Here is a 23,394-nt window from a genome sequence, read left to right on the forward strand (position 1 = left end):
AAAGGAGGCGCGCAATGGACTACGATCTCTACATCAACCCGATGAAGGCGTCGGTTGGTCTCTACGTCCGCAAGGGCGCAGGTCTCCCCGACCTTGCCGACGCCAAGGACTGGGTGTTCGACGGCACCTCGGCGCAAGCCAATCTGCCGCCGCAGCTCGTGAAAGAGATCGAGGCCAACGGCCACGCCTTTCGCGACATGGATTGAGCGCGTTCGCCGGCGTTACTTCTCGCCGACCTTCACCGGGGCGGTCTCGGGCATCAGGCTCATCGCGACGATGCCGACCGCCGCCGCGAGCAGCAGATACCAGGAGGGCGCCAGCGGATCTCCTGTCGCGTGCAGCAACCACGTGACCACGAGTTGCGCGGTGCCGCCGAACGTCGCGATCGCAACAGCATAGATGGTCGCGAACACGCCGCCGCGGATGTTCTGCGGCAAGGCTTCGGTGAAGGCGGCATAGAACGCGGTGAACGGCAGCGATCCGATGAACGACAGGATGCCGAAGCCGAACAGCAGCGACCAGGCGCCGGGATCGTGGACGATCCACAGGAAGGCCGGATAGGTCAGCACCAGCACGACGAGCTGCGGCCAGATCATGATCGGCTTGCGTCCGAGCCGGTCGGCGAGCCAGCCGCCCAGCAACGCACCGATGATCTGCAGTCCATTGCTGACCAGCGATACGGTGAACGCCAGCGACGGCGAGACATGCAGCGTGTTCTTGGCGTAGGTCGTCATGTATTGCGTCACGTAGGTCGAGATGGTGCCGCTGGCCAGGATCATCACCGCCAGCACGATCACGCGGAGATGCCGACGTGCCTGCGCAACATGGCTCGGACTTTCGGCGCTCCCGACAGCATGCTCGCCGTGAGCAACGGTTTCCGGCAGCGTGCGGCGCATCCATATGCCGAACGGCAGGCAGACCGCCCCGAGCAGGAATGCGACCCGCCATCCGTAGGCCTGCAGCATGTCGGGCGCCATGGTGCTGCTCAGGATGACGCCGACCAGCGCGCCGATCGTGGCCGCGATCTCCTGGCTGGCCGGTTGCCATGCCACCACCAGACCGCGATCCCTGGGTGCTGCGATCTCGATCAGATAGGCCGTGGTCGGCCCGACCTCGCCGCCGAGTGCAAATCCCTGCACCATGCGCGCCAGGATCACGATGATCGGGGCCACGATGCCGATTGCGGCATAGGAGGGCGTCAGCGCGATGGTCAGGATCGCGCCGCCCATCAAGGCGAAGCTCAGCAACATTGCCGGCCGCCGGCCGACCCGGTCGGAGAAGATGCCGAGCACGATGCCGCCGATCGGGCGCGTCAGAAACCCGGCGCCGAAGGTTGCAAGCGACAGCATCAGGCTGCCGTATTCACTGTGCGCGGGGAAGAAAGTGCGCCCGATCTCGGTCGCAAAGAAGCTGTAGGTGATGAAGTCGTAGAACTCCAGCATGTTGCCGATGGTCGCGGCAAACGCTGCGCGCTTGACATCGAACCCGTCCCTGCTCGCAATGTCCTGCAACACTCTCGGTTCCTTGTCTGCCTGTCCCGCGCGAGTATTATTCCTCGGACCATGCAAGGCAAGACGCGGCGCACAGCGCGATCTGCATGCGACGCAAGCGACAAGAAGGACAGACTCGATGCCCGCCGACAAACTCTTCATCAATGCCAGGCTCGGTGACGGTGCTGCAGCGACATGCTGGTTCGCGACGGCCGCATCGTTGCGATCGAAGCGAGGGCCGAGCGCCCGGCCGGGGTCGAGATCGTCGATCTCGGCAACGCGCTTGTCGTGCCCGGCTTCGTCGAGGGTCACATCCATCTCGATACCAGCTTCTATGGCGACACCTGGCGGCCGCACCGTCCCTGCACCAATGGCTTCAATGTCCATGAACGGGTGGCGTTTCAGGCAGAGAACCTTGCCGCCGCCGCACCGATGTACGTTCGCGCGCGGAACCAGCTCGACCTTTGCATCGGACATGGCACGACGCAGATGCGCAGTCACGTCATGGTCGACGGTTCGGTGGGGCTGAAATCGCTCGAGACCATCCTGAGGGTGCGCGAGGAATACCGGGATCTGATCGACATCCAGCTCGTGGCGTTTCCGCAGAGCGGGATTCTCGGCAGTCCCGGCACGCCGCAATTGCTCGACGAGGCGATCAGGCTCGGCGCCAATGTGGTCGGTGGGCTCGATCCCGCAAGCTTCGATCGGGATGTCGAGGGGCATCTCGATGTCGTCTTCGGCGTCGCGCACAAGCACGGCGTCGATGTCGATATCCATCTTCATGATGGCGGCATGCTCGGCGCCTTCGAGGTCGAGCAGATCGCGGCGCGGACGCGTGCGCTCGGCATGGAGGGCCGCGTCGCCGTCAGCCACGCCTACGGGCTCGGCGACATTCCTGCGGACGCGCTGAAGAAGACTGCCGACATCCTGGCCCGCTCCGGCGTGGCGATCATGACGAATGCGCCGGGCAGCCGGCCGTTCCCGCCGGTCGCCACGCTCAGGAACGCCGGCGTCACGGTGTTCAGCGGCAACGACAATATCAGGGACAGCTGGTGGCCCTATGGCGACGGCGACATGCTGGGCCGCGCGATGATGATCGGATACCGCTCGGGCTTCTACACCGATGACGAGCTCGCGATCGCGTTCGACATGGTCACCGCGGCCGGCGCCAAGGCTCTGCGGCTGGAAGGTTACGGCCTGCGTGTGGGGGACAAGGCCGATTTCGTGACCTTGAATGCTGCGCATATCCAGGAGGCCGTGGTCGCGCGGCCCTCCGGGCGCTCGGTGTACAAGGGCGGCGTACTCACCGCGCGCGACAATCGCGTCGTCAAGGACGTCGACCGATCCTGAGGCGAAGGCCGCCGCGCGGCGGGCGGACTAGCGGACCGACGGAATGATTGCGCGGAGAATATCGCGGTTCCAGCGTTGCCGGGCGCCATCGAATGCCGCGAAATCGTGATCGAACTGCCAATAGGCCCACGCCCAGCCGAAGCTTTCGGCGCGTCTCGCCACGAACGACAGGTATTTCCCGCGGCTCTCCGCCGGCGCGCGCTCGTAGACGCCGAACTCGCCGAGATAGATCGGACGCATCTCCTTCTCCGACCAGGACCGGACCTTGTCGAAATCCGCGGCTGCCTTCGCCTCGTCTTCGGCGGAGCCCCAGTTGAGCGGGGCAATCTTCGAGAAGGTTGCCGACCACGGCGCGCCCTGATGGGTAAATCGTATCGGCGCATAATAGTGGAACGTGACGATGAGGTTTCTGTCGCCGGCCGGCAGCGCCAATTCGTCAACCGGCAGTTCGTCGATGTTCAGGACGGCGACAACGACAATGCGCGTCGGATTCGTGCCCCTGATGATGGCAAGACAATCGCCGAGCAGCGCATTCCATTCGGCCGAGGTCATGTTGCCGCCGGGTTCGTTCAGGATCTCGAACACCAACCTCGGGTATTTTCCCGCATAGCGCGCCGCGATCTGGCGCCAGAACGCCTTGAGCTTCACCGTGCATTCCGGTACGTCGCGCTGGCAGAGGTCGGTGTCGTGCTCGTCGAGGATCGGGATCAGCTTCCGCGCCAGCACGTCCTCGATCATGCCATCGAGGCGCCCCAAGACGGCTTCATCCAGGATGTTTCCGGACTCCATGTGCCTGAAGCCGAAGAAGTTGATCCTGACATGCGAGAAGCCGGCCTGGCGGATCGTATTGAGGTTTTCCAGGCGGAAAGGCGCGTTCTGGTGTCCTTTCCAGATGCCGTCATAGCCGAGAATATTGATGCCGCGCCCCAGTGCCGCGACGTCCGGGGACGCGCCCTGCCCCGCGGCATTCGCCGGCGACATCAGCACCGCAGACAGCGCCGCCGCCACCAGCGCGCTGAAGGTTCCCTGCAAAAGCGATCGGAACGCCGTCATGGTTGCTCCAGCTCGCGCGCACGCGATGACGGCACCGGCCGGCAGACGGCAAGGAAGAACGCAATCAGCAGCACCGATGTGAACATCGTCGAACGAAGGAACACCGTCTCCGTGAAGTTGGTCTGGCAGTTGAGAAACACGAACCCGATGATCCGTGCACAATGCAGACGATCGATCGCGCGCTCCGCGATCAGGCAAAGCATCTTGTAGGAGAACAGAAAGACGCTTGCCGTGAACAGGAAATAGCCCAGGAATCCCGTCTCGATCAGAATGGCGATATAGCCATTGTGATAGTTGTCGAGCACCCAGCCGTGGTTCTGGTTGAAATAATCGTAGATCGCCGGATTGGTCCAGAATCCGTTGATGCCAAATCCGAACAGCGGTGCGTCATCGAAATGACCGATGGCGTACTGCCAGATGAAGGTTCTCTCGGTGAAATCGATCGTCGTGTCGAAGACGTGGATCGAGTCGTATCCGGTCGTGTAGAAATACAGGATCAGCAGCACGGCCGCGACGCACATCACGCATGGCAGGATCGCGTAGACCTGCATGCACCTGACGGACCATAGCGACGTCAGCACCAGCGCACAGGCAACCAGCGCCAGGGCGCCGGCGCCGCGCGACTCCGAGAGAATGACGCAGGTCGAGGCGAGCGCGAAGGTAACGAGGAAGGGCAACCATCCCTGTCCGGTTATCTTTCGATAGCAGGCGAAGAACATCAGATAGGCACCGGCAAAGCCCAGGGTCTGCTTCGATTCGAAGACGCCCTGCCATTGCCCCATGTGCATCCAGCTGTCATCGACCCCGATGTCAGGGAAAACCAAGGCACAGAGCGCAGAGGCCGCGATCAGCACGAACAGGCCGCGGGTCGTCGCTTTCACGATGTCGTCGATGTCGACGCGGGTGATCATGCAGAACGCGCCAAGCGTCGTGATCGCGAGCGCCGCGGCCTTCATCAGGGCGGCACCGCCCAGATTGGTCCAGAACACGGAAATGGTGGCGAACGCGTAGAATGCGATGACTGCAAGCATGTCGAGATTGAAGGCCAGCCGCAGGCAGGGACGGATGAACAGGCTGGCATAGATCAGCACGCCCCACATCAGCAGCGCGATGGCCTGCTGCACCAGCGTCAGCTCGGTCGGCAGCAGCGCGGCGTGGAACGTCCCCATCGACATGATCACGTTGATGGTGATCGACCAGTTGACGACAGTTCTTGCGAAATTTTCCGCCTCGACGCTGGGCGCCTGCCAGGTCGAGCTATCGAGCGCTCGTCCGTCCATATCGATTGTACTCCGCTCACTGAATGAGCTCGGCACTCCGGTGGATCGGGCCGGAGTGCATATTGCACGCGGTAGGCTTCAGTCTTTGCTTGACGAGGATCGGGTCCGGTTGAACAGCAGATAGAGGGCATGCGGATTGGTCGTCAAATAGCGCCAGAACAGCCGGCGCGGCTCGAGCCAGAGCCGCCAGGCCCATTCGAGTCCCACGATCTGCATCCACCTCGGCGCGCGCGGCCGCGAGCCCGACAGGAAATTGAACAATCCGCCTGACGTCTTGATGACGCCGACGTTGCCAAGCTGCGGCATAAATTCATCGACGAAAGCCTGCTCGTAGGGCACGCCGAGCGCGACCCAGAGGAAGTCCGGCGCCAGCGCGTTGATCTCGTCGACCTTGGCCCGCAGCGCGTCGCCGCGCAGATAGCCGTGCGAATGGCCGACGATCTTGAGGGCCGGATAGGCCCGGCGGACATTGGCGATTGCCGCCTTGTTCTCGGCATCGTCGGCGCCAAGCAAATAGAAGGTGAGCCCAAGCTCTTCCGCCTTGCACGCGACGTCGTGGAACAGGTCGGTGGTCGCGACGCGCTCGGGCAGCGGGTTCGATGACCGCAGCTTGGACACCATGACGAGCGGTTGCCCGTCGGCATTGATCAGGTCGGCGGTGCGGAACAACCGATCGGTCATCGGCTCGGTCGAGCAGCGCGACAGCACCTCGCCATTGGCCGAGGTCAGATACAGCGGCCGACTGACCCGCCGCTGCGGGTGCACCATCTCGACCATGAAACCCGCCGTCTGCTCGCGATCGAGCACGGCGAGCCGCAGCCCGCCAATGGTTGCCCGGAGAACGCCGGCGGTCGCAGCTCTGCCGACAGGATTGATGCGACGCTCCCGCATTCCGCCTGGCAGCGATGATCCGGCCGGTAGATCCGCCGATGCAGCCGGCTGCGGGTCACCCGAAGTGTTGCAAATCCGGACAACTGGAGCAGCCGTGTCTGAATTGAGACGCAGCGTCCGCTCGCGATCGACGCGCGCGGGCGAAATTGCATCCGAAATGCGGGCGTTTTGGTTGTCAGTCAACATTTCACCAAGGGCTCCAGTGCTTACCTGCCCATAATTGCAATATCCGGTCCAGTCGCGCGCCAGCCGCGCGATGCGCGATGATCTCGGGCCGTAACGAGATTGTTAACGATACCGACAGGTGAGGCGTCACAAGCGATCCGTTCACCGCTGTGACCTTAGATCAGCAACAATGCGCAAAGGTCGACGCAGTACATTAATACAAATCGTATTCTACCGGTGCCCGACCTCATCAGCCTTTGCTATAAGGGTATCCACGCCGGCTCGATCGGCACTTTGAAAACCCGTTTGTTTGGTTTCGCATGAATAAGAACGATGACGCGTTCGATGTCTGCATCGACGACGCATTCGACTTCCTGTCCGAAGAATACGCGACGTTGTTTGAAGGATCGGATGCGACCGCCTTCCAGCATCCGCTGTGGCTGGACAGCCTCTATCGAAAGCTCGCGCCCGCCGCGGCTGCGAAGCCGCTGGTCGTCGTCATCAGGCATCGCGCAAGCAAGGCGCTGGCGGCTGTGCTGCCGCTGCTGCGCGTGCGCCGCGGGCCGATGCGCACGATCGAATTCGCGGACCTCCGTGTGTCAGACTACCTGTCGCCGGTCTGCAGCATCGCGACATTTGCCGACCTGCTGCGGGACGAGCGGGCCTGCGAGAGGCTTCGAGACCTGGTCCGGCCATTCGATCTGCTGCGCATACCGAAGCTGCTCGATGCCAAGATGCCGATCGAGAATCTGCTCGGAGCGCCTCACCGCAGCCTGATGGATACCAACGCCTACGCGACGGTCCTGTCTGCACCGTTCGAGCAATGGCAGATCAACGCGTTGGGGAAGTCCTATCAAAAGGAGCTGGCAAAGAAATGGCGCCAGATCCACAAGAAAGGCACCCTCACCTTCTCATGCTGCGACGACAGCACCTCCGTCGGCGAGGCGATGGAGGTGATGAAGAAGTTTCGCGGTCCGCGGTTCCAGGCGCATGGTGACGGCGACCTGCTGCAGCGTCTGGAATATTTCGATTTCTATTCGAGCGTGGCGCTGCGCGGCGTCGGCTCCTTTGCGCGGCTCTATGCCATGAAGATGGACGGCGAGGTCATTGCCACCGCCCTTGGGCTATCTCATCGCGACAGCCTCCTCGTCGTCATGACGGCGTTCGATATCGAGGGATACAAGAGCCAGTCGATCGGCGCGCTGACCTTCGAACGGGTCGCGCGGGACTGCATCGAGCGCGGCGATCGGGTGCTCGACTTCACCATCGGTGACGAACCCTACAAGATGCAGTTCGGGGGACAGCCCACGCCGATGTCGAGCGTGACCCAGGCCGGCAGTGCGGCCGGCTCGCTTGCGCTGTTTGCGCTGAAACAAGCGCCCTGGATCAAGCAGGCCGCCAAGCGGTTGACCGACTTCAGGCCGATCCGCACCTCGACCGGCACGCGGTAGCGCCGCCAGGAGTTTGCCAAGAGCTAGCCAGGTGTTTTTTGCGGACGCCTCGCGCTTCGGTTCAGGAAAACTCGGTCGTCGTCCCGGACAAGCCAACGGGTCGGCGCGAAGCGCCGCCCGATGACAGGCTCCGCGCGATCCGGGACCCATAACCACCGATGGCTGTCGTTAGAACAAGCTGGGGCCCCGGCCTTCGCGCCACAAATATTTGCGGTTATGGGTACCGGCTTTCGCCGGGACGACACCGAGTGTGCGGCGTCATAGCTCTGGGTTCTTGCTTTGACGCGTTTTCTTCACGCGAACCGGCGCCCACTTCGTCCGAATACGCTCTAACGGAGCGCGCTGCGGACGCGCATCACCCATCCCGGATGAATCCGGTCCACCCGATGCGTGATCGCGCGGCGCAGGAAGTGTAGCTTCCGCTGCATCGTCCAGCGTGCATCGGTGTTCAATGTCAAGTCCTGCCGGTAGCGCGCCAGTTGCAGCGAAAGCTGGTCTGCGGCGAGCTTGTCCGGATCGGAATAGAACTGCGCAATCTTCTCCGTGCCCATGCCGTCGGTCTCGAGCCAGCGTGGCACATATTCGGTGCAGAGGCGTTCGACATCCACCAGCAGACGGCTGACGCCGGTTCCGGCGGCCGGACAATTGGTCTGGTAGGCATCGCCGATCAGCACGACGCCCGGCTGCAGATGGCCCTCGGTCGCGGTCAGGTCCATGACCCAGTTCTGCACCGGGCCGACGACCTCGAAGTCGCCGAGATAGGTCTTCAATCCCGGCATCAGGCGAAACAACGTCCGCCTGGTGTCGCGGCGCAGCTCGCGCATGATCGGATCGGCCGGATCGCGGAACATGAACAGGTTCGCCCGCATGCCGCCCGACATCGGAAACAGGCTGAGATAGTCGACGCCGTCAGCCGCCTTCTTGCCATAGCAGGTCAGCGCATTGAAATCGAACGGCGCGTTGTCCGGCCGTGCGATCGTGAAGCCGAACGAAACCGAGTGACGCGCAGCGATCACCTGCCGGCGCATGCCGAGACTGTAGCCAAGCGCACCGGCCATGCCGGTCGCCAGAATGACCAGGCGCGAAACGATGCGTTTGCCGGAGGCCAGCGTCAACTGCTGACGGTCGTCGCTGCAACTGACATTGGTCACCTGGTCGAGCAGGAAGCTCGACGTATCAGGCGACAGGTCGCGGGCCATGTTGACGAGGTTGGCATAGGAAATTCCGTAGGACCGGCCGACGCCGATATCGATCAGCCTGCCGTCCCTGATGTTGAGCACCCTGTCATAGGGCGCGGCGACGGCCTCGACATCGTCGATGAAGCCGAGGCGGCGCAGAATGTCGATCTGCCGTCCCGCGATCTTTTCGACGCGGAATTCGTCAGGAGGAATCGCGCGCTTGTCGATCAGAACGACCCGGTAGCCGGCCCGGGCAAGCACGGCTCGCGCAAGCGAGCCCGCCAAACCGGCGCCCACGATCGCGACATCCGCTTCGATGACCTCGGCCCCGCAGGTCGCGATCGGCCTGGTCGTGCTTTCCTCGGCAATCATGTTTGTCCGCTCCAACGGCTAATTGACCGCAGAACTGCAATTTCCCTGCCTGCCGTGCGGCCTTCCCGAACGAACACGACGAGTTCCATGATTGAGGTTAATGAAAACGTGCCGACTGCGATCGGCAGGCTCTCGGCACATGGCTTGCACCAAAGACCGTCATGAAACCGAACATTTGGAGGCTCACCAGCAGGATGGCAGGTCTATCGCGTGGCCATGGAGCCTCGACGGACGCCCTTGGCACGCAGACGCGGCCTCACCCGGCGCGGTCCTCGCCTTTCGACCGAGCTTCGGAGAAACACCCGATCTGCACCGTTTGGAGACAGCGCCCGGCGCCGTTCCAGAATGGAGCAAGGCGACGGGTTGACCTGGTTCACAACCGCGAGGCGCGCGGAGGCCAGCCGGAAGGAACGGAATCTTAGCAAGACAACATTAACACTCGCGGCTTGACCGATTGCTACGGTCGACAGCCTGACTGGATATTGAGATATCTCTGGTGATTGACTCTGTTCTCCAACTGCTGCGGCGCGATGTGACGCGCGGCGTTGCCGGGACCATCCTGCTCAAGGTTGGTAGCGGCGGGTTGGCATTCGCGCTGTTCTCGCTGGCCGCGCGGACCATGACGGCCGACGCGTTTGGAGATTTTGCGACCTGGCTTTCTGTCGCCCAGATCGCATCGGTCGTGGGCCTGGTCGGCCAGGAACTGCTGCTCGTTCGCTTCCTCAACGAATACCAGGTGCGCGGCCAGGCCGACCTCACCAAAGGCGTCCTGCTGTCGAGCCTGAAGTACTCCGCGGTCGGCATGCTGATTTCGATCGCCGCGATCGCGGCGGCGGCGGTCATTCGCGGCGAGTGGTGGCTGCTGGTCCTGTCGGTGTCGGCGTTTGCGGCCGTCAATGCCGGGCTGATGCTCGGCAGCCAGATCGCGCGATCCCTGGTCAGCATTCTGATGGGGGAAGGCAACCGCGAGTTCTTCTGGCGGGTTGCCGTTGTTTTGTTCCTGGTGGCGGTGCTGCTCGGCCACCGGCAGCTCACCCCGGCGGAGCTGTTCACCGCGATGTCGGCCGCGATGGCGCTGGGCCTCGCCGTGCAGATCGTGTCCGTCGTGCGCGCGCTGCCGAACCTGCGCGCGGTCACCGCCCGCCTTGAGACCGCACGCTGGAACCGGAGCGCATTCCGCTTCTGGCTCTCATCCATTCTTGAAGCGGCCAACCAGTATTTCGACGTCATCCTGGTTTACTGGATGCTCGATCCGGCCACGGCTGGCGTCTATTTCGCCGCATCGCGTCTGGCGAACATCTTCGCCATGCTCTCGGCTGCGCTCTACACGTTCGGCGCGCGCCGGCTCCCCTCGCTGTATTTCAGCAAGAATCACGGCGAACTCGAACATACGCTGAAGCTGATGGCCGAGGTGACCGCGCTTTGCGTGCTCAGCGGGCTCGTCATCGTCTGGGTCGGCGCCCCCTATTTGCTCGGCCTGTTCGGGCCGCATTTCGCCGCGCAGCAGTGGGTGCTGATCGTGCTCGCAATCGGAACGGCGTTCCAGGCGGCGGGCGGACCGTCCGCCGCGGTTCTGCAGCTGACCGGCCATGAGCGTGACTATGTTCCGGTCGTCGCCGCCAACGTGGCGTTTCGGCTGGTGGGATTTGTCGTGCTGATCCCCTGGCTCGGCGTGCTCGGCGCTGCGATTGCGGCCACCGTGTCGCTGGTGCTTACCGCCATCGCCCTCAACGTGCTGTGCCGCCGCCGGACCGGCGTCGATCCGTCAATCCTGGTGCTGACGCATCTGGCGTCGTCGAAGAGTGGCGCCTACGCAGTCCGCGTCGCCGATAGCAAGGACTAAGCGTTTACGAGCGAAGTGGACGCCGGTTCGTGTGAAGAGAACGCGTCAAAAGAAAGTTAGAGCATCGGTTCTGATTCAATCAGAACCGATGTTCTAAGCCTCTTCAACTTGCCAATCCCAGGGCTTCGCCCTGACGGCCGCGAACCGCGGCATTGCCGGCCACGCGGTTGACGACAAGCGCTGTCGGCACCGAACCGGACCTCGACAGATCAGCTCTCGCCTTGGCGATGGAAGCCGCGTTGGCGGCACCCTCGCGAACCACCAGGATCACCAGATCGGCATGCGCCGCCAGCGCCACCGCAGCCGGCTGCATCGCAAGCGACGACGCGTCGACGATGATCAGGCCGAAATCGCCGCGAATATCGTCCGGCGGATATGGCGGCGCCTTGCTGCTGGCGCCCAGCAGCTCGACGACGGACGGCAGATCGGCCTTGATGATCCCCGAACCTTGCGGCGGCGTGGCCTCGGCCCGCCTGGATTCCATCTCGATCAGGACGCTGAGCGTCCCGTTCTTGACGGCGGATCGGTTCAGCGACCGCGCGACGGTGCTGCCGCCCGCACCGGCCTCGACCGACAGCAGCAGCGCCACCTTGCCGTGATCTCCCGGAAGCTGCTCGATGTTCTCGACCAGCAGTTGAAGATGCGGGATGAGATCGGGCTCGGCCGTCGTTGCAATCGGGGTCTGCCAGACGCTCCTGACGGCATCTGGCGACACCATGTTGGGAATGCGGGCCAGCACCGGCAATCCCGGCGGCAGCGCAGGCTGCGGCGCGGGCGGCGCTTCGGCGCGACGCGGCACGGGAACGGCCTTGATCGGAAACGGCTTCAGACCGGGAATGGCGACAATCGCCGTCGACGTCAGCAGCGAAACGATCGCGAGTGCGACGAGCAGCAGAGGCAGCGGCGGAAGCGTCGAACGCACCGGCGGCGTCGCCGGCGATGCAACCTTGGTCTGCGAGCTCTGCAAACCGCGCTGCTCGTCGGTCGTCCTGTAGCGCGAGAGGAACTGCTCGTAGATGTTCTTGTTGGCGTCGGCGTCGCGCTGCAATTCCTGCAGCTTAACGAGCGCCTGACCGTCGACCAGGATCTGCTGCTCGGCCGCCTTCAGCTGGTCTTCCAGCGCCTTCTGCTGGTCGCGCTGCGCCTCGTATTCCGACTTTGCGGTGTCGATGTTCTTCTTCCGCTCGATCTCGATCTGCCGGTTGAGGTCGCTCAACTGGCTGAGCGACATCACCAGGTCGGGATGGCGATCGCCGAGCACGGCACGCTTCTGCGCGATCTGGTCGTTGAGGGCGGACCGCTGGGCACGCAGCACGCTCAGCAGATCCTGCTTGACCGGGCCGTCGACATTGGCCTTCAGGTCGCGTTGCGACTGCTCATAGCGCGCCTTGGCCTCTTCGGCGCGGGCGCGCGCGGCGGCGACCTGCTGCGTCAGATCGGTGACCCGCAATTGCTGCGTGGTCGATTCCTTGCCGGCGTTAACGATCCGGTGCTCGAGCTTGAATTTGGCGACGGCATCTTCCGACAACCGCAGGCGGTCGTTCAACGCCTTGAGCCGGCTCTTCAGCCAGTCGGCCGCTTCGTCGGTCGCCACGCTGCGGGTTCCGCGCTGGCTGGCGACGAACGCCTCGGCCACCGCATTGGCGTAGTACGCCGCGCGCCGCGGGTCGTTGGACGTGAACTTGATGGCGATCACATAGGTTAATCCGCGCCTGGAGATATCGAGCCGGCTGCGAAACCGGTCGAGCAGGCGGGTGGGATCGGTCCTGCCGCCAGAGATGTCGCTGTCCTCGGCGATCTTGAGCTGGTCGATCAGCGGCCCGAGAAATCCGTCCGATTTGGCGATCTCGACATAGCTCTGCAGCGCTGCGGCATCTTGCCCGATCCCCGGCAGCACGTCCTGATCGGCTGTAACGCGCTGCTCGCGCGGGTCGACCACGACAAGCGCAGTCGCCGCGTAGCGCGCCGGGATCAACATCAGCAAGATGACACCGACCGCGAAGATCACCGCGGCGAGCATCAGAATGCGTTGACCGTTCTCGCGAAAAAAGCCGACCACGCCGGCAAGGCTAAGCACGCCCTTGGTGATTTCTGTGGAGGATTGGCCGGCCGGCACGCCGGCATTTTCCCACGACGCTGCGGGTTCCGTGGCTTCGGAACGTCTCGGGCCTACGCGGCTACCGAACTTCATGGGTTCAAACTCGAATTCCACTGACAGTACTGCGCCAACGTAAATATCTATGGTTAATCTGCGGTTACCCCTCCTTACGCGGCCGTAACCAATTAGTTAACGAGCCAGTTGTACCCTATGTGTGAGACAATCGTTTTTGATTGCGCTTTTGATTGCTGGCAATGTCCGATCGCACTAAATGAGCAGTAACCTCAACACGCGCTACCCGGTGCACGAGCACGCTTCGCGTGATAGGAACGCGCGCAAAAATGAAGGGGGCGAATCCACTCCTTCAACGGGTGAGGAATCCGTGCTCCAATACACGCCAAGCACTGCATTGCGCGAGGCATCGGCCGCGTCACGCGATCGACCGAACGAGAGCAGGAAGAAGCTGCGTGTTGTCCTGGTGCAGACCCAGGCCGAGAACGCCGGCGCGCAGGAGATATCACGGCTGCTCGGTGCCGGCCTCACCGCGCGCGGCTATGACGTCGCCAACCTGTTCTTCTTCCGCAAATCGGATTCCTTCGACGAACCGCCCAATACGTTCTATTGCGCGTCGAGCCGCCCGGGAAACCCGATGGCGCTGCTGCGGATGCTGTGGACGCTCGCCGGTCATCTCAGGGCCATCCGGCCCGATGTCGTCCTGACCTTCCAGCACTTCGGCAACGTGATCGGCGGAGGCGTGTCGCGCCTCATCAGCCGCGCCCCCGTGATCGCCAACCAGGTATCCTCGGCGATGTCGATGAGCATGCCGGTGCGCGCCGCCGACATCATCATGGGCTCTACCGGCTTCTTCCAGTGCATCACGCTGAACTCGCGGGATATGGAGCGTGAATACGCCCGCTATCCTGCGCTCTACCGCGCGCGGATGAAGCACGTGCCGCACGGCTTCGACGACAAGTCGCACAGCCTGCCGAAGGACGTTGCACGACAGCAGTTCAAGCTGCCGCCGGACCGTACCCTGCTCGGCTGCGCGGCAAGGCTGCACCCGCACAAGCGGCTCGATGCGGCAATTCGTCTGCTGGCTGCCGACCCGTCCTGGCACCTTGCGCTGGCCGGCCAGGGCGCCGATGAAGCACGGCTCAAGGCGCTGGCCGATGAGCTTGATGTCTCCGACCGGCTGCACCTCATCGGCGAGATTCCGCCGCGCCAGATGGCCGACTTCCTGGCTTGCCTCGACATCTTCGTCTTTCCGACGCAGGCCGAAACGTTTGGCCTCGCCGCCGTCGAAGCCGCGAGTGCCGGCATTCCCTGCGTCGTCAACGATCTTCCGGTTTTGCGCGAGGTGCTGTCCTGCCAGGGACAGCCTGCGGCGGTGTTCGTTGACGCTGCCAATGAGGCGGAGTTTTCGGCCGCCGTATCGAAGGTCCTCACCGATCGTGTGTTGAGCGACCAGCTGCGGCAAAGCGCCGTGGGCCTGAAGTCGCGCTATTCGTTGGATGCCATGATAGAGGAATACGTCCGCATTCTCGCCAACGCCGTGGGGGCGGACGCGCACTAGGAAGTTGGGCTGGACATGATTATCGAGTTCCGCTGCGATCGCGAGCAGCCGCGGCTCTGGATGTGCCGCGAAAAGCTGCGCGTCAAGGATCAGGATATTCCCGTTCAAATCGCCTGGACCACGACGCCGGAGCCTCGCCCCGCCGGCCTCGACATGCTGTTCGAGCTTGAGCGCATCGTCCTGCGCAAGGGCAAGGCCGGCGGCGCCGACCGGCTGAAGACGATCCCGGAGCGGCCGCGCGCGGGCAACCCCGACGTGGTGGTCGACTTCACCAGCGCCGAGCGCGATCCGGACTGCTCCGCCAGGCTCTATCTCCGTCCGCGGTTCAACGGCTCCGCGGGAGAGCATGCGGCGCTGGCGGCCATCCTCGCCGGCGACCTGCCGGTGATCGAAATCGTCAACGAGCTTGACGGCTCGGTCATCGACCGCGGCCATCCCTCCGCGGAAATCGCAGCCGGCCTGAGTGGCGGGCTCGAAACGGTGATGGCACGGACGCTGTCCATGCTGCCTCCGATTCTGTCGGGAGCTCCGCGGCTGGTGCCGCAATTGGCTGCTCCGGCGAGCGCCGGCGCGCCGCGCAACCCCGCGCCTTTTGTCGTGCGTGGCGTGGCGACTTCGATCGCCAAGGAAATCTATCGGCTGTGCTGCTACGCGCCGCACTGGCATATCGGATGGCGCTACGCCGAGAACGCGGATGTCTGGCGCACCGGCGACCTGTCCGGACCGGCCTGGAACGTGCTCGGCGACCCCGGCAACCACTTCTATGCCGATCCCGTCCCGGTGAAATGGCAGGGCAGGACCTTCGTGTTCTTCGAAGATCTCGACCACCGGGTCGGCAAGGGCATCATCTCGGCGATCGAATTCGACGGCGAGGGACCGGTCGGCACCGTAATGCCCGTGCTCGAAGAGCCGTGGCACCTGTCCTACCCGTTCCTGATCGAGGACAATGGCGAGCTCTGGATGATCCCGGAGAGCACCGCGCATCGGGACGTCCCGCTCTATAAATGCGTCCGCTTTCCGGACAAATGGGAGCGGCACAGCACGCTGCTGTCCGGGCTCGAACTGGCTGATGTGACCATCACGCAGCACAATGGCCTGCACTACATGTTCGGCGCCTGGCGCGATGGCACCGGCGGATATTCCGACACGCTGGCGATCTATTACGCCGACCGGTTGCTCGGCCCCTGGCAGCCGCATGCGGCCAATCCGGTCCTGATGGATCGCGCGACCGCGCGGCCGGCCGGAAACTTCGTGACCATCGACGGAAAACTGTGGCGCCCGGTGCAGGATTGCAGCAGCGGCTACGGCGCTGCGCTGGGACTTTCGGAAGTGCACGAACTGTCGCCGACGACATACAAGCAGGCGGTCCGCCACCTGCTCAAGCCCGGGCCGCTGTGGAGCGGACGGAAGCTGCACACGCTCAACCGGTGCGGCCAGCTCGAGGTGATCGACGGCTCGCGGGTGCAGCCGAAGACCACAGCGTTCCTGGCGAGCCTGCGGTCGAGCGACCGATCATCGCAATGGAACTGGCACAGCGCGCCGGCGAAGCCGGTCGCACGACGGCTGCACTAGCGCGCCGGCCATCGATGCGGCGGCTCAGTTCGGCTCGGCCCTCAGCACGCCGCCGAACTGCTCCCAGGAGCTCCCCGTCCAGCGCTGCAGCTGAAGTTGCGTATAGGCCATGCTGTTGTCGGGCCCGGTGTTGACCGTGATGCCCGGCATCAGCGTCGGCAGCACAAGTCCCTTGATGTTACGTGCCTGCTTCACGATGTTCTCGCGCGACAGGTCGTCGCCGCACTGCTTCAGCACCTGCTCCAGGATCTGGCCCTGCTGGGTCCCGAACAGGTAGTTGCTGTCGCCGATATCGGCACCCGGAAGATACTTCTCGAAGTGCGCGCGATACCATTTGATGCCGGGATCGTCGGCCCATTTCTTGTCATTCGGATCCTTCGCGATGGTCGCGACGACGACGCCCACCGCCTTGTCCGCTCCGGCCGGCACGATGGTCGAAGACACCGAGCTCGACACGTAATTGACGATGGTGAGCGGCGACCAGCCGATCTCGCTCGCCTTCTTGATCGCTTGCGCGGCGAATTTCGGCGTGCCGGCGATCAGGAATGCCTGGGCGCCCGATGCCTTCAACGTCACGACGCGGGAGTCAATCGTGGGCTCGGTGACCTCATAGGGAGATGTCACCACCTTCTTGTCGAACTCACCCTTCAGGGTTTCCTTGAACGCGGCCACGAAGTCACGGCCGAGATCGTCGTTCTGGTAGAGGATCGCGATCTTCGCGTCCGGCGCCGTCTGGGCAATGTACTTGGCGTAGATCTTTCCTTCGGTGTTGTAGCTCGGCAACCCCGTGGTGGTCAGTGGGAACTCGGCGAAGTTGGCAAACTTGGTCACACCGCTCACGACAAAGAGGTGCGGCACCTTCTTCGCGGTCACATATTTGATGGTTGCGCCGATACCGGGCGTCCCCAGCGGGCCAAACAAGAAAGCCACCTCGTCGCTCTCGATCAGCTTCCGGACCTGCTCCACCGCCTTGGGCGGCGAATAGGCATCGTCATAGGTGATGAGATTGATCTTGCGGCCGTTGATGCCGCCGCGATCATTGATGGAGTTGACATAGGCGATGAGGCCCTTGCCTGTATTGCTGAGCGGAGATGCCGGGCCGCTGAACGGGAATGTCGCCCCGATCTTGATCTCCGATTCCGAGATACCGGGCGTTTCGGCGCGGACGGGAGCTACGGCAAAGGCCGCAAGAACCGCAATGGACACAGCAATCTTCCTCAACGACATGCAACTCTCCCCTTGGTTTTTATGAATTAGCCGGCTCTTGCGACCGCAGCGTCGGGCCTACCAGGCCTCGCCGAACGGCCTGATCTCGACATTGAACGACCACGCGCTGCGATCCTGGTGCGCGACGTGCCAGATCTCGTCAGCGATCGCTTTCGGTTTGATGAAGAAGTCGTCCGGCCGTTCCGGCCAGCGCTTCCGCGTCCACTCCAGATCGATCACCGCATCAATGACGACGTAGGCGACGTGAACGCCTTGCGGCCCGAGGTCGCGCGCCATCGCTTCGGCGAGAATCCGCTGCGCCGCCTTGGTCGGCGCGAAGCCTGCGAAGCCGGCCTTGCCGCGCAACGCCGAGGTGTTGCCGGTCGCCACAATGGCGCCCTTGCCGGCACCGATCATCGCCGGGGTGAACCGCCGCGCCAGATACAACAGCCCCATCGTGTTGACCTGGAAGTTGCGATTGAGAATCTGCGGATCGATCTCGCGGAATGTGCCGAACGCGCCGCCGACGGCGTTGTGGATCACGACGCCGGGATTGCCGAGATCGCGCTCCACGGCGGAGGCCACCGCCTCGACCTGCGCGGGGTCGGACACGTCGCATCGATAGGCCTTTGCGCCCGGCAGCTGCTTTTCGAGCGCGGCGAGGCGCTCCTCGTTCCTGGCGAGCAGCGCGACGCGATAGCCGCCTTCGGCGAACCTCCTGGCGAGCGCCGAGCCCGTGCCGGGTCCCACGCCGGAGATCAAACAAACAGGTGCGGTCATACGATCAACCTCCGCGTTGCGGCCAACAGGTTTCATGCTCAGCCGGCCGCCTTCGACCGCAGCTTCTCGACATAGGGCTTGAGCTCCGGCGCAAAATGCGCGTGCTCGAGCAGGCGGGCAAAGTGGGCGAACATCAGCGGATAGTCATCCTGCACGCCCGGGTGCAGGATTCGTTCCAACCCCTGCTTGCGCAATTGCTCGGCCCGCCCATGCTCGTTCATGAACAGCGCGAGCTCGGCGGCAAGGCAGATGTCGGCAATCGAGATGCCGGTTCCGACCAGCGTCTCGCGCCGTGGCGACAATGCCTGCTCGATCCCCGAGGCATAGATCGCAAACGCGTCCTTGGCGCGCGCGTGAATGGCCGCGTCGACCGTTCCGCCCGACAGAGCGAGCAGATAGATCTGCGTGTCCCGCGCGAACACCAGGCTGACATCGAGGAAGCTGTCGATCCTGGACGCTTCGAAGGCGTCACGCCCATAGAGGGCGAACTTCGCTTCGCCGAGCCGCGCCACCGCGCGCATGATGCTGTTCGATTCGAAGATCCCGACCTTGCCATCGGCGCCGAATGCGGCGGGCACATTGCCGAACGGCTGTGCCTCCATGAACGCGTCGGTCTTGAACAGCTGTGCGCCGGTCAGCCCGACCCGGCCGGTTCGCGCCAGCGACGACAGCGAGGCGCGTTCGTGCTCCGTCAGCGGATGGGCATCGTAATCCCACAGCCAGTCGCGCAATTCCTTGCCGGAGGCGCCCCGCACCTCGACATCGACGCCGCAGAACCGCGCCGCGATGGTTGCTTTCCAGACGCGCGGGTTCGGCAAGTAAGAGAATATACGCAGGTCAGCCATTGTGGACTGCTCCCGTTGCGACAAGCTTCAGGCGACGAGCTTCAGGATCTTGACGACATCGCCGGGCTCGCGGATCGGCTGCGGGTTGGCCCGGGTGAAGATCGACAGCATCGCGTTCTTGCCGATCAGCTCAAAACGGTCCTCGCCGACGCCGACATCAGCCAGCCGCCGCGGCAGCCCGAGCTCGGCGATAAAGCCGGCGAACGCATCGCTCGCGTCGCGCCCCGGCGCGCCGAGCGCGGCGGCGATCGTCTGCTGGGCGGCTTCCGTCGCGGGACGGTTGTAGCGCAGCACGCTCGGCATCATCACCGCGGTGCAGAAATAATGCGGAACGTCGCAGGTGCCGCCGAGGACATGGCCGATGGCGTGGCTTGCGCCCATCGGCACCCGCGATTGCAATCCGAAAGCGGACAGCCACGAGCCCAGCTGGCAATTCAGCCGCGCCGCCTCATCGTTGGGGTTATCCTTGGTGCGCAGCAGACCATCGTGCAGATAGCGCAGCCCCTGCTGGCACACCGCATCGACGAGCACGTTGGGACGGCTGGAGCAGATCGCCTCGATGCCGTGGTCCATCGCCCGGGTGCCGGAACCGAGCCAGAGTTTCTCCGGCGTGTATTTCGTGATCGCGGGATCGAGGATGATGCTGCGCGGCATCATCATCGGGTGGTTGAATATCTGCTTCAGCTTGCGGCTGGTGTCGGTGACCAGCGCGCCGGAATTGTACTCGCCCCCCGACAGCGTGCTGGGGATCGCGATCATCCGGACCTTCGGGTTGCGGAACGACCCGAAGCGGCGCTCCGGCGTGGTCTCGAAGCCGTCGAGCCCGGCAGCTTCGAAGATCTCGTGCTCCATGCACATCAGCACGATCTTCGCCGCATCGACCACCGAGCCGCCGCCGATGGCGACGACGAGATCCGCTTTGGCTTCGCTCGCCTGTCGCGCGATCTGCGTCACCACGTCCCGCGTCGTGTGCTGCGGTACGCCGTCAAAGGTCGCGGCATGGCGATCGCCGAGCGCTTTGCGGATCTTCTCGATCTCGTCGGTCGTGGTGTTCAGCGTCCGGCTGGCGATCAGATAGACGCGCTTGGCGCCGAGCCGTTCGGCCTCCTCGCGCAGCGCCTCGGCCGCCGGCCTGCCGTAGATCACGGATTCCATGCTGGGGTATTGGTGGCTGCCGACGACGTGCATGCTGTTCGCTCCCTCAATGTTTCCGTGAATTCCCGGCGATTTCAGGCCGACAGCTTGGAAAAGTCCGGCTGACGCCGTTCGGCGAACGCGGCAAAGGCTTCGCGCGCTTCCGGCGTCGTCAGCCGCTCCTTGAACAGCACGCCTTCCTCGGCGATCTGCGCCGCGATCCGCTGCTGCTCGCGCATCAGCTTCTTGGTCATGCTGAGCGAACCCGCCGGCCGTTTGGTCAGCGCGACCGCGGCGTCATGCGCTTTCTTGCGCAGATCGGCCTGCGGCACCACGGCATTGGCAAGGCCGGATGCCAGCGCGCCCTGCGCATCCATCGGCTCGCCAAGCGCAAACATCGCATAGGCGCGCGCGTGCCCGATCCGCAACGGCAGCAGCCAGCTGGATGCGGCTTCCGGAACCAGAGCGAGATTGACAAAGGGCGTGATCAGCCGCGCATTCTCGGCGAGATAGACCAGGTCGCAATGCAGCAGCATGGTGGTGCCGACGCCGACCGCATTGCCCTGCACCGCCGCGACGATCGGCTTGCCGACCTTGCTGATGGTTTCGATGAAAGTGTGGGCCGGACTGTCGACAATGCTTTCACCGCGCGCCTGGCTTGCGAAGTCAGCCAGATCATTGCCCGCGGTGAAGCTGTCGCCGTCGCCCTGGAACAGGATCACCCGGACAGAGGCATCCGCCTCCACCTGCTTGAGCGCCGCGGACATGACATTGTACATGGCGCCGGTCAGCGCGTTCTTCTTTTCCGGCCGCTGCAGCGTCAGCGTCATCACGCCGGCTGCGATCTCAACCTTGACATGCTCGGTCATGGCACTCTCCGGTTAGGCGACCGCACGGGCCGGCCTGGTTTCAAATTTGCCATCGAGGAAGCCGGTCAGCCGCTGCCGGATGATCGCTTCAGCCTCGGCCATGATGCGGTCGATCAGCTCCTTGACGGTCGGGATGTCGTTGATCAGCCCGACCACCATGCCGCAGCTCCAGGCGCCGGCATCCATCTCGCCGTCGATCATCACCTTGGGGTAGACGCCGGCGACCTGCTCGTGGATATCCTCGATCTTCAATTTGGCGCCCCTCTCGCGCTCGATCTCGAGCAGCTCATCGACGCCCTTGTTCTTCAGCACGCGCTCGGTATTGCGCAGCGCGCGCATCACCAGGCGGGTGTCGAGCTCGTCCGCATCGAGCAGCGCCTGCTTCACGTTGGGATGGACCGGCGCTTCCTTGGTGGCGATGAAGCGCGTGCCCATGTTCATGCCGGCAGCGCCCATCGAAAGCGCCGCGACGAGGCTGCGTGCATCCGCCATGCCACCCGAGGCCACGAAGGGGATCTTCAGTTCGTCTGCCGCGCGCGGCAGCAGGATCATGTTCGGAATGTCGTCCTCGCCGGGATGGCCGCCGCACTCGAAGCCATCGACGCTGACTGCGTCGCAGCCGATCTTCTCGGCCTTCAGCGAATGCCGCACCGAGGTGCATTTGTGGATCACCTTGATGCCGGCAGCCTTCAGCGCCGGCATGTATTGCTCCGGGCTGCGGCCCGCGGTCTCCACCGCCTTGACACCGCCCTCGCGGATCGCCGCGATATATTCCGGATAGGGCGGCGCGGTGAAGCTCGGCAGGAAGGTGAGGTTCACGCCGATCGGCTTGTCGGTCATGTCGCGGCAGCGCGCGATCTCCTTGGCCAGCAGCTCCGGCGTCTTTTGGGTAAGACCGGTGATGATGCCGAGGCCGCCGGCGTTGGACACCGCAGCCGCCATCTCGGCAAAGCCGACGTAGTGCATGCCACCCTGGATGATCGGATGCTGGATGCCGAACAGTTCAGTGATTGCTGTCTTCACAAGTTTCTCCCCGCGTTTCCGATCAGTGGACGATTTCGAACAGGCCGGCCGCGCCCATGCCGCCGCCGATGCACATGGTCACCACGCCGTATTTCGCCTTGCGCCGCCGGCCCTCGATCAGGAGGTGGCCGGTGAGCCGCGCGCCGGTCATGCCGTAGGGGTGGCCGATCGCGATCGAGCCGCCATTGACGTTCAGCCTATCCGGATCGATGCCGAGCTTGTCGCGGCAATAGATCACCTGCACCGCGTAGGCCTCGTTGAGCTCCCAGAGATCGATGTCGTCGATCTTGAGGTTGTGCCGCTTCAACAGCCGCGGGATCGCGGCGACCGGGCCGACGCCCATCTCGTCCGGCTCGACGCCGGCGGCGACGAAGCCGCGGAAGATGCCGAGCGGCTTCAGCCCCTTCTGCGCGGCGATCCTGTCGCTCATGATCACGCAGGCCGAGGCGCCGTCCGAAAGCTGGCTGGCATTGCCGGCGCTGATGGTCTTGCCCTCAAACACTGGTTTGATCTTGGCAAGTCCGTCCGCCGTGGTATCCGGCCGCGGACCTTCATCCTTGGCCAGCGTCACCTGCTGATAACTGACCTCCTTGGTGTCCTTGTTGACCACAGCCATTTTGGTCGTGAACGGCACGATCTCGTCGTTGAAACGGCCGCCCTGCAACGCGGCGCCGACGCGGCGCTGGCACTCCAGGCTGTATTCGTCCTGCTTGTCGCGGCCGATCCCATAGCGCTCGGCGACGACCTCGGCCGTCTCCAGCATCGACATGTACATCTCGGGCTTCATGGCCATCAGCTCGTCGTCGACGGCATGGAACCTGTTCATGTGCTCATTCTGCACCAGACTGATCGACTCGATGCCGCCGCCGATCGCGATCTCGACGCCGTCAAGCATCACCGAGCGCGCGGCAACCGCGATCGCCTGCAGGCCGGAGGCGCATTGCCGGTCGATGGTGGTGCCGGCAACGGTGACCGGAAGTCCCGCACGGATCGCGCCCTTGCGCGCGACGTTCATCACCATGGTGCCCTGCTGCATGGCGCAGCCCATCACCACGTCCTCGACCTCGCCGGGCGCAATGCCGGCGCGCTTCACCGCTTCGGCCATGACGTGGCCGGCCAGGGTCGGGCCGTCGGTGTTGTTGAGCGCGCCGCGATAGGCCTTGCCGACGCCGGTGCGCGCGGTGGAAACGATGACTGCATCCTGTGACATGCTTGCCTCTC

At 63.9% G+C, this 23,394-nt stretch carries 18 protein-coding genes and 1 pseudogene; 6 read left to right on the forward strand and 13 right to left on the reverse strand.

Features of this window, described 5'->3' with window-relative positions; all coding sequences use genetic code 11:
- Nucleotides 1-14: 14 nt before the first annotated feature.
- Nucleotides 15-206, forward strand: a complete 192-nt coding sequence (locus tag K359_RS0116800; protein WP_035976681.1) for a hypothetical protein — start codon at nucleotides 15-17, stop codon at nucleotides 204-206.
- 15 nt (nucleotides 207-221) lie between these two features.
- Here K359_RS0116800 and K359_RS0116805 read toward each other — a convergent pair whose 3' ends face one another.
- Nucleotides 222-1,511 carry an MFS transporter gene (locus K359_RS0116805; RefSeq protein WP_051346165.1) on the reverse strand — a complete coding sequence of 430 codons (1,290 nt, stop codon included), beginning with the start codon at nucleotides 1,509-1,511 and terminating at the stop codon, nucleotides 222-224.
- Between the two features lie 118 nt (nucleotides 1,512-1,629).
- Between K359_RS0116805 and K359_RS52195 the strand changes: the two are divergent.
- Nucleotides 1,630-2,840: pseudogene (locus K359_RS52195) on the forward strand (amidohydrolase family protein).
- A gap of 27 nt (nucleotides 2,841-2,867) precedes the next feature.
- Here K359_RS52195 and K359_RS0116815 read toward each other — a convergent pair.
- From K359_RS0116815 to K359_RS0116825, 3 genes are all read right to left on the reverse strand, one after another.
- Entirely contained in the window at nucleotides 2,868-3,893 is a 1,026-nt protein-coding gene (locus K359_RS0116815) for a glycoside hydrolase family 5 protein (RefSeq protein ID WP_029080390.1), read from the reverse strand.
- A complete protein-coding gene (locus K359_RS0116820) occupies nucleotides 3,890-5,173 on the reverse strand; it encodes an O-antigen ligase (protein ID WP_029080391.1) in 1,284 nt (427 codons plus the stop codon). The genes K359_RS0116815 and K359_RS0116820 overlap by 4 nt, the downstream gene beginning before the upstream one ends.
- Nucleotides 5,174-5,251: 78 nt before the next feature.
- Nucleotides 5,252-6,064 (reverse strand): WecB/TagA/CpsF family glycosyltransferase, encoded by an 813-nt coding sequence (locus K359_RS0116825; protein WP_029080392.1) that lies wholly within the window; start codon nucleotides 6,062-6,064, stop codon nucleotides 5,252-5,254.
- Nucleotides 6,065-6,549: 485 nt separating this feature from the next.
- Here K359_RS0116825 and K359_RS0116830 point away from each other — a divergent pair, with 485 nt between their 5' ends.
- A complete protein-coding gene (locus K359_RS0116830; protein ID WP_029080393.1) occupies nucleotides 6,550-7,680 on the forward strand; it encodes a GNAT family N-acetyltransferase in 1,131 nt (376 codons plus the stop codon).
- Nucleotides 7,681-8,009: 329 nt separating this feature from the next.
- Here K359_RS0116830 and K359_RS0116835 read toward each other — a convergent pair whose 3' ends face one another.
- Nucleotides 8,010-9,230: an NAD(P)/FAD-dependent oxidoreductase gene (locus K359_RS0116835; RefSeq protein ID WP_029080394.1), complete on the reverse strand. Its 1,221-nt coding sequence runs from the start codon at nucleotides 9,228-9,230 to the stop codon at nucleotides 8,010-8,012.
- A gap of 496 nt (nucleotides 9,231-9,726) precedes the next feature.
- Here K359_RS0116835 and K359_RS0116840 point away from each other — a divergent pair, with 496 nt between their 5' ends.
- Entirely contained in the window at nucleotides 9,727-11,073 is a 1,347-nt protein-coding gene (locus K359_RS0116840) for a lipopolysaccharide biosynthesis protein (RefSeq protein WP_029080395.1), read from the forward strand.
- A 103-nt stretch (nucleotides 11,074-11,176) separates the two neighbouring features.
- Here K359_RS0116840 and K359_RS0116845 read toward each other — a convergent pair whose 3' ends face one another.
- On the reverse strand, nucleotides 11,177-13,264 hold the full coding sequence (locus tag K359_RS0116845; protein ID WP_029080396.1) for a GumC family protein: 2,088 nt from the start codon (nucleotides 13,262-13,264) through the stop codon (nucleotides 11,177-11,179).
- Between the two features lie 289 nt (nucleotides 13,265-13,553).
- Between K359_RS0116845 and K359_RS0116850 the strand changes: the two genes are divergently transcribed.
- Together K359_RS0116850 and K359_RS52200 are read left to right on the forward strand one after the other, a co-directional pair.
- Nucleotides 13,554-14,744: a glycosyltransferase family 4 protein gene (locus tag K359_RS0116850; protein ID WP_029080397.1), complete on the forward strand. Its 1,191-nt coding sequence runs from the start codon at nucleotides 13,554-13,556 to the stop codon at nucleotides 14,742-14,744.
- A 15-nt stretch (nucleotides 14,745-14,759) separates the two neighbouring features.
- Nucleotides 14,760-16,316 (forward strand): hypothetical protein, encoded by a 1,557-nt coding sequence (locus K359_RS52200; RefSeq protein WP_035976682.1) that lies wholly within the window; start codon nucleotides 14,760-14,762, stop codon nucleotides 16,314-16,316.
- A gap of 24 nt (nucleotides 16,317-16,340) precedes the next feature.
- Here the strand turns inward: K359_RS52200 and K359_RS0116860 are convergent, their stop codons facing one another.
- Genes K359_RS0116860 through K359_RS0116890 form a run of 7 tightly spaced genes read right to left on the reverse strand, consistent with a single transcriptional unit; the run spans nucleotide 16,341 to nucleotide 23,383 of the window.
- Nucleotides 16,341-17,543, reverse strand: coding sequence for an ABC transporter substrate-binding protein (locus K359_RS0116860; RefSeq protein WP_029080398.1), 1,203 nt, complete (start codon nucleotides 17,541-17,543; stop codon nucleotides 16,341-16,343).
- A gap of 57 nt (nucleotides 17,544-17,600) precedes the next feature.
- Nucleotides 17,601-18,302, reverse strand: a complete 702-nt coding sequence (locus tag K359_RS0116865) for an SDR family NAD(P)-dependent oxidoreductase (RefSeq protein WP_029080399.1) — start codon at nucleotides 18,300-18,302, stop codon at nucleotides 17,601-17,603.
- Nucleotides 18,303-18,340: 38 nt separating this feature from the next.
- Nucleotides 18,341-19,147 carry a glutathione S-transferase gene (locus K359_RS0116870; RefSeq protein WP_029080400.1) on the reverse strand — a complete coding sequence of 269 codons (807 nt, stop codon included), beginning with the start codon at nucleotides 19,145-19,147 and terminating at the stop codon, nucleotides 18,341-18,343.
- A 27-nt stretch (nucleotides 19,148-19,174) separates the two neighbouring features.
- Complete coding sequence (locus K359_RS0116875; RefSeq protein WP_029080401.1) at nucleotides 19,175-20,335, reverse strand: iron-containing alcohol dehydrogenase; 1,161 nt, start codon at nucleotides 20,333-20,335, stop codon at nucleotides 19,175-19,177.
- 41 nt (nucleotides 20,336-20,376) lie between these two features.
- Nucleotides 20,377-21,150 carry an enoyl-CoA hydratase-related protein gene (locus K359_RS0116880; RefSeq protein ID WP_029080402.1) on the reverse strand — a complete coding sequence of 258 codons (774 nt, stop codon included), beginning with the start codon at nucleotides 21,148-21,150 and terminating at the stop codon, nucleotides 20,377-20,379.
- A gap of 12 nt (nucleotides 21,151-21,162) precedes the next feature.
- Nucleotides 21,163-22,173: a nitronate monooxygenase family protein gene (locus tag K359_RS0116885; protein ID WP_029080403.1), complete on the reverse strand. Its 1,011-nt coding sequence runs from the start codon at nucleotides 22,171-22,173 to the stop codon at nucleotides 21,163-21,165.
- 22 nt (nucleotides 22,174-22,195) lie between these two features.
- Nucleotides 22,196-23,383, reverse strand: coding sequence for an acetyl-CoA C-acyltransferase (locus tag K359_RS0116890; protein WP_029080404.1), 1,188 nt, complete (start codon nucleotides 23,381-23,383; stop codon nucleotides 22,196-22,198).
- Nucleotides 23,384-23,394: the final 11 nt, after the last annotated feature.

The sequence above is a fragment of the Bradyrhizobium sp. th-b2 genome (assembly GCF_000426785.1).
Lineage (GTDB): Bacteria > Pseudomonadota > Alphaproteobacteria > Rhizobiales > Xanthobacteraceae > Bradyrhizobium > Bradyrhizobium septentrionale.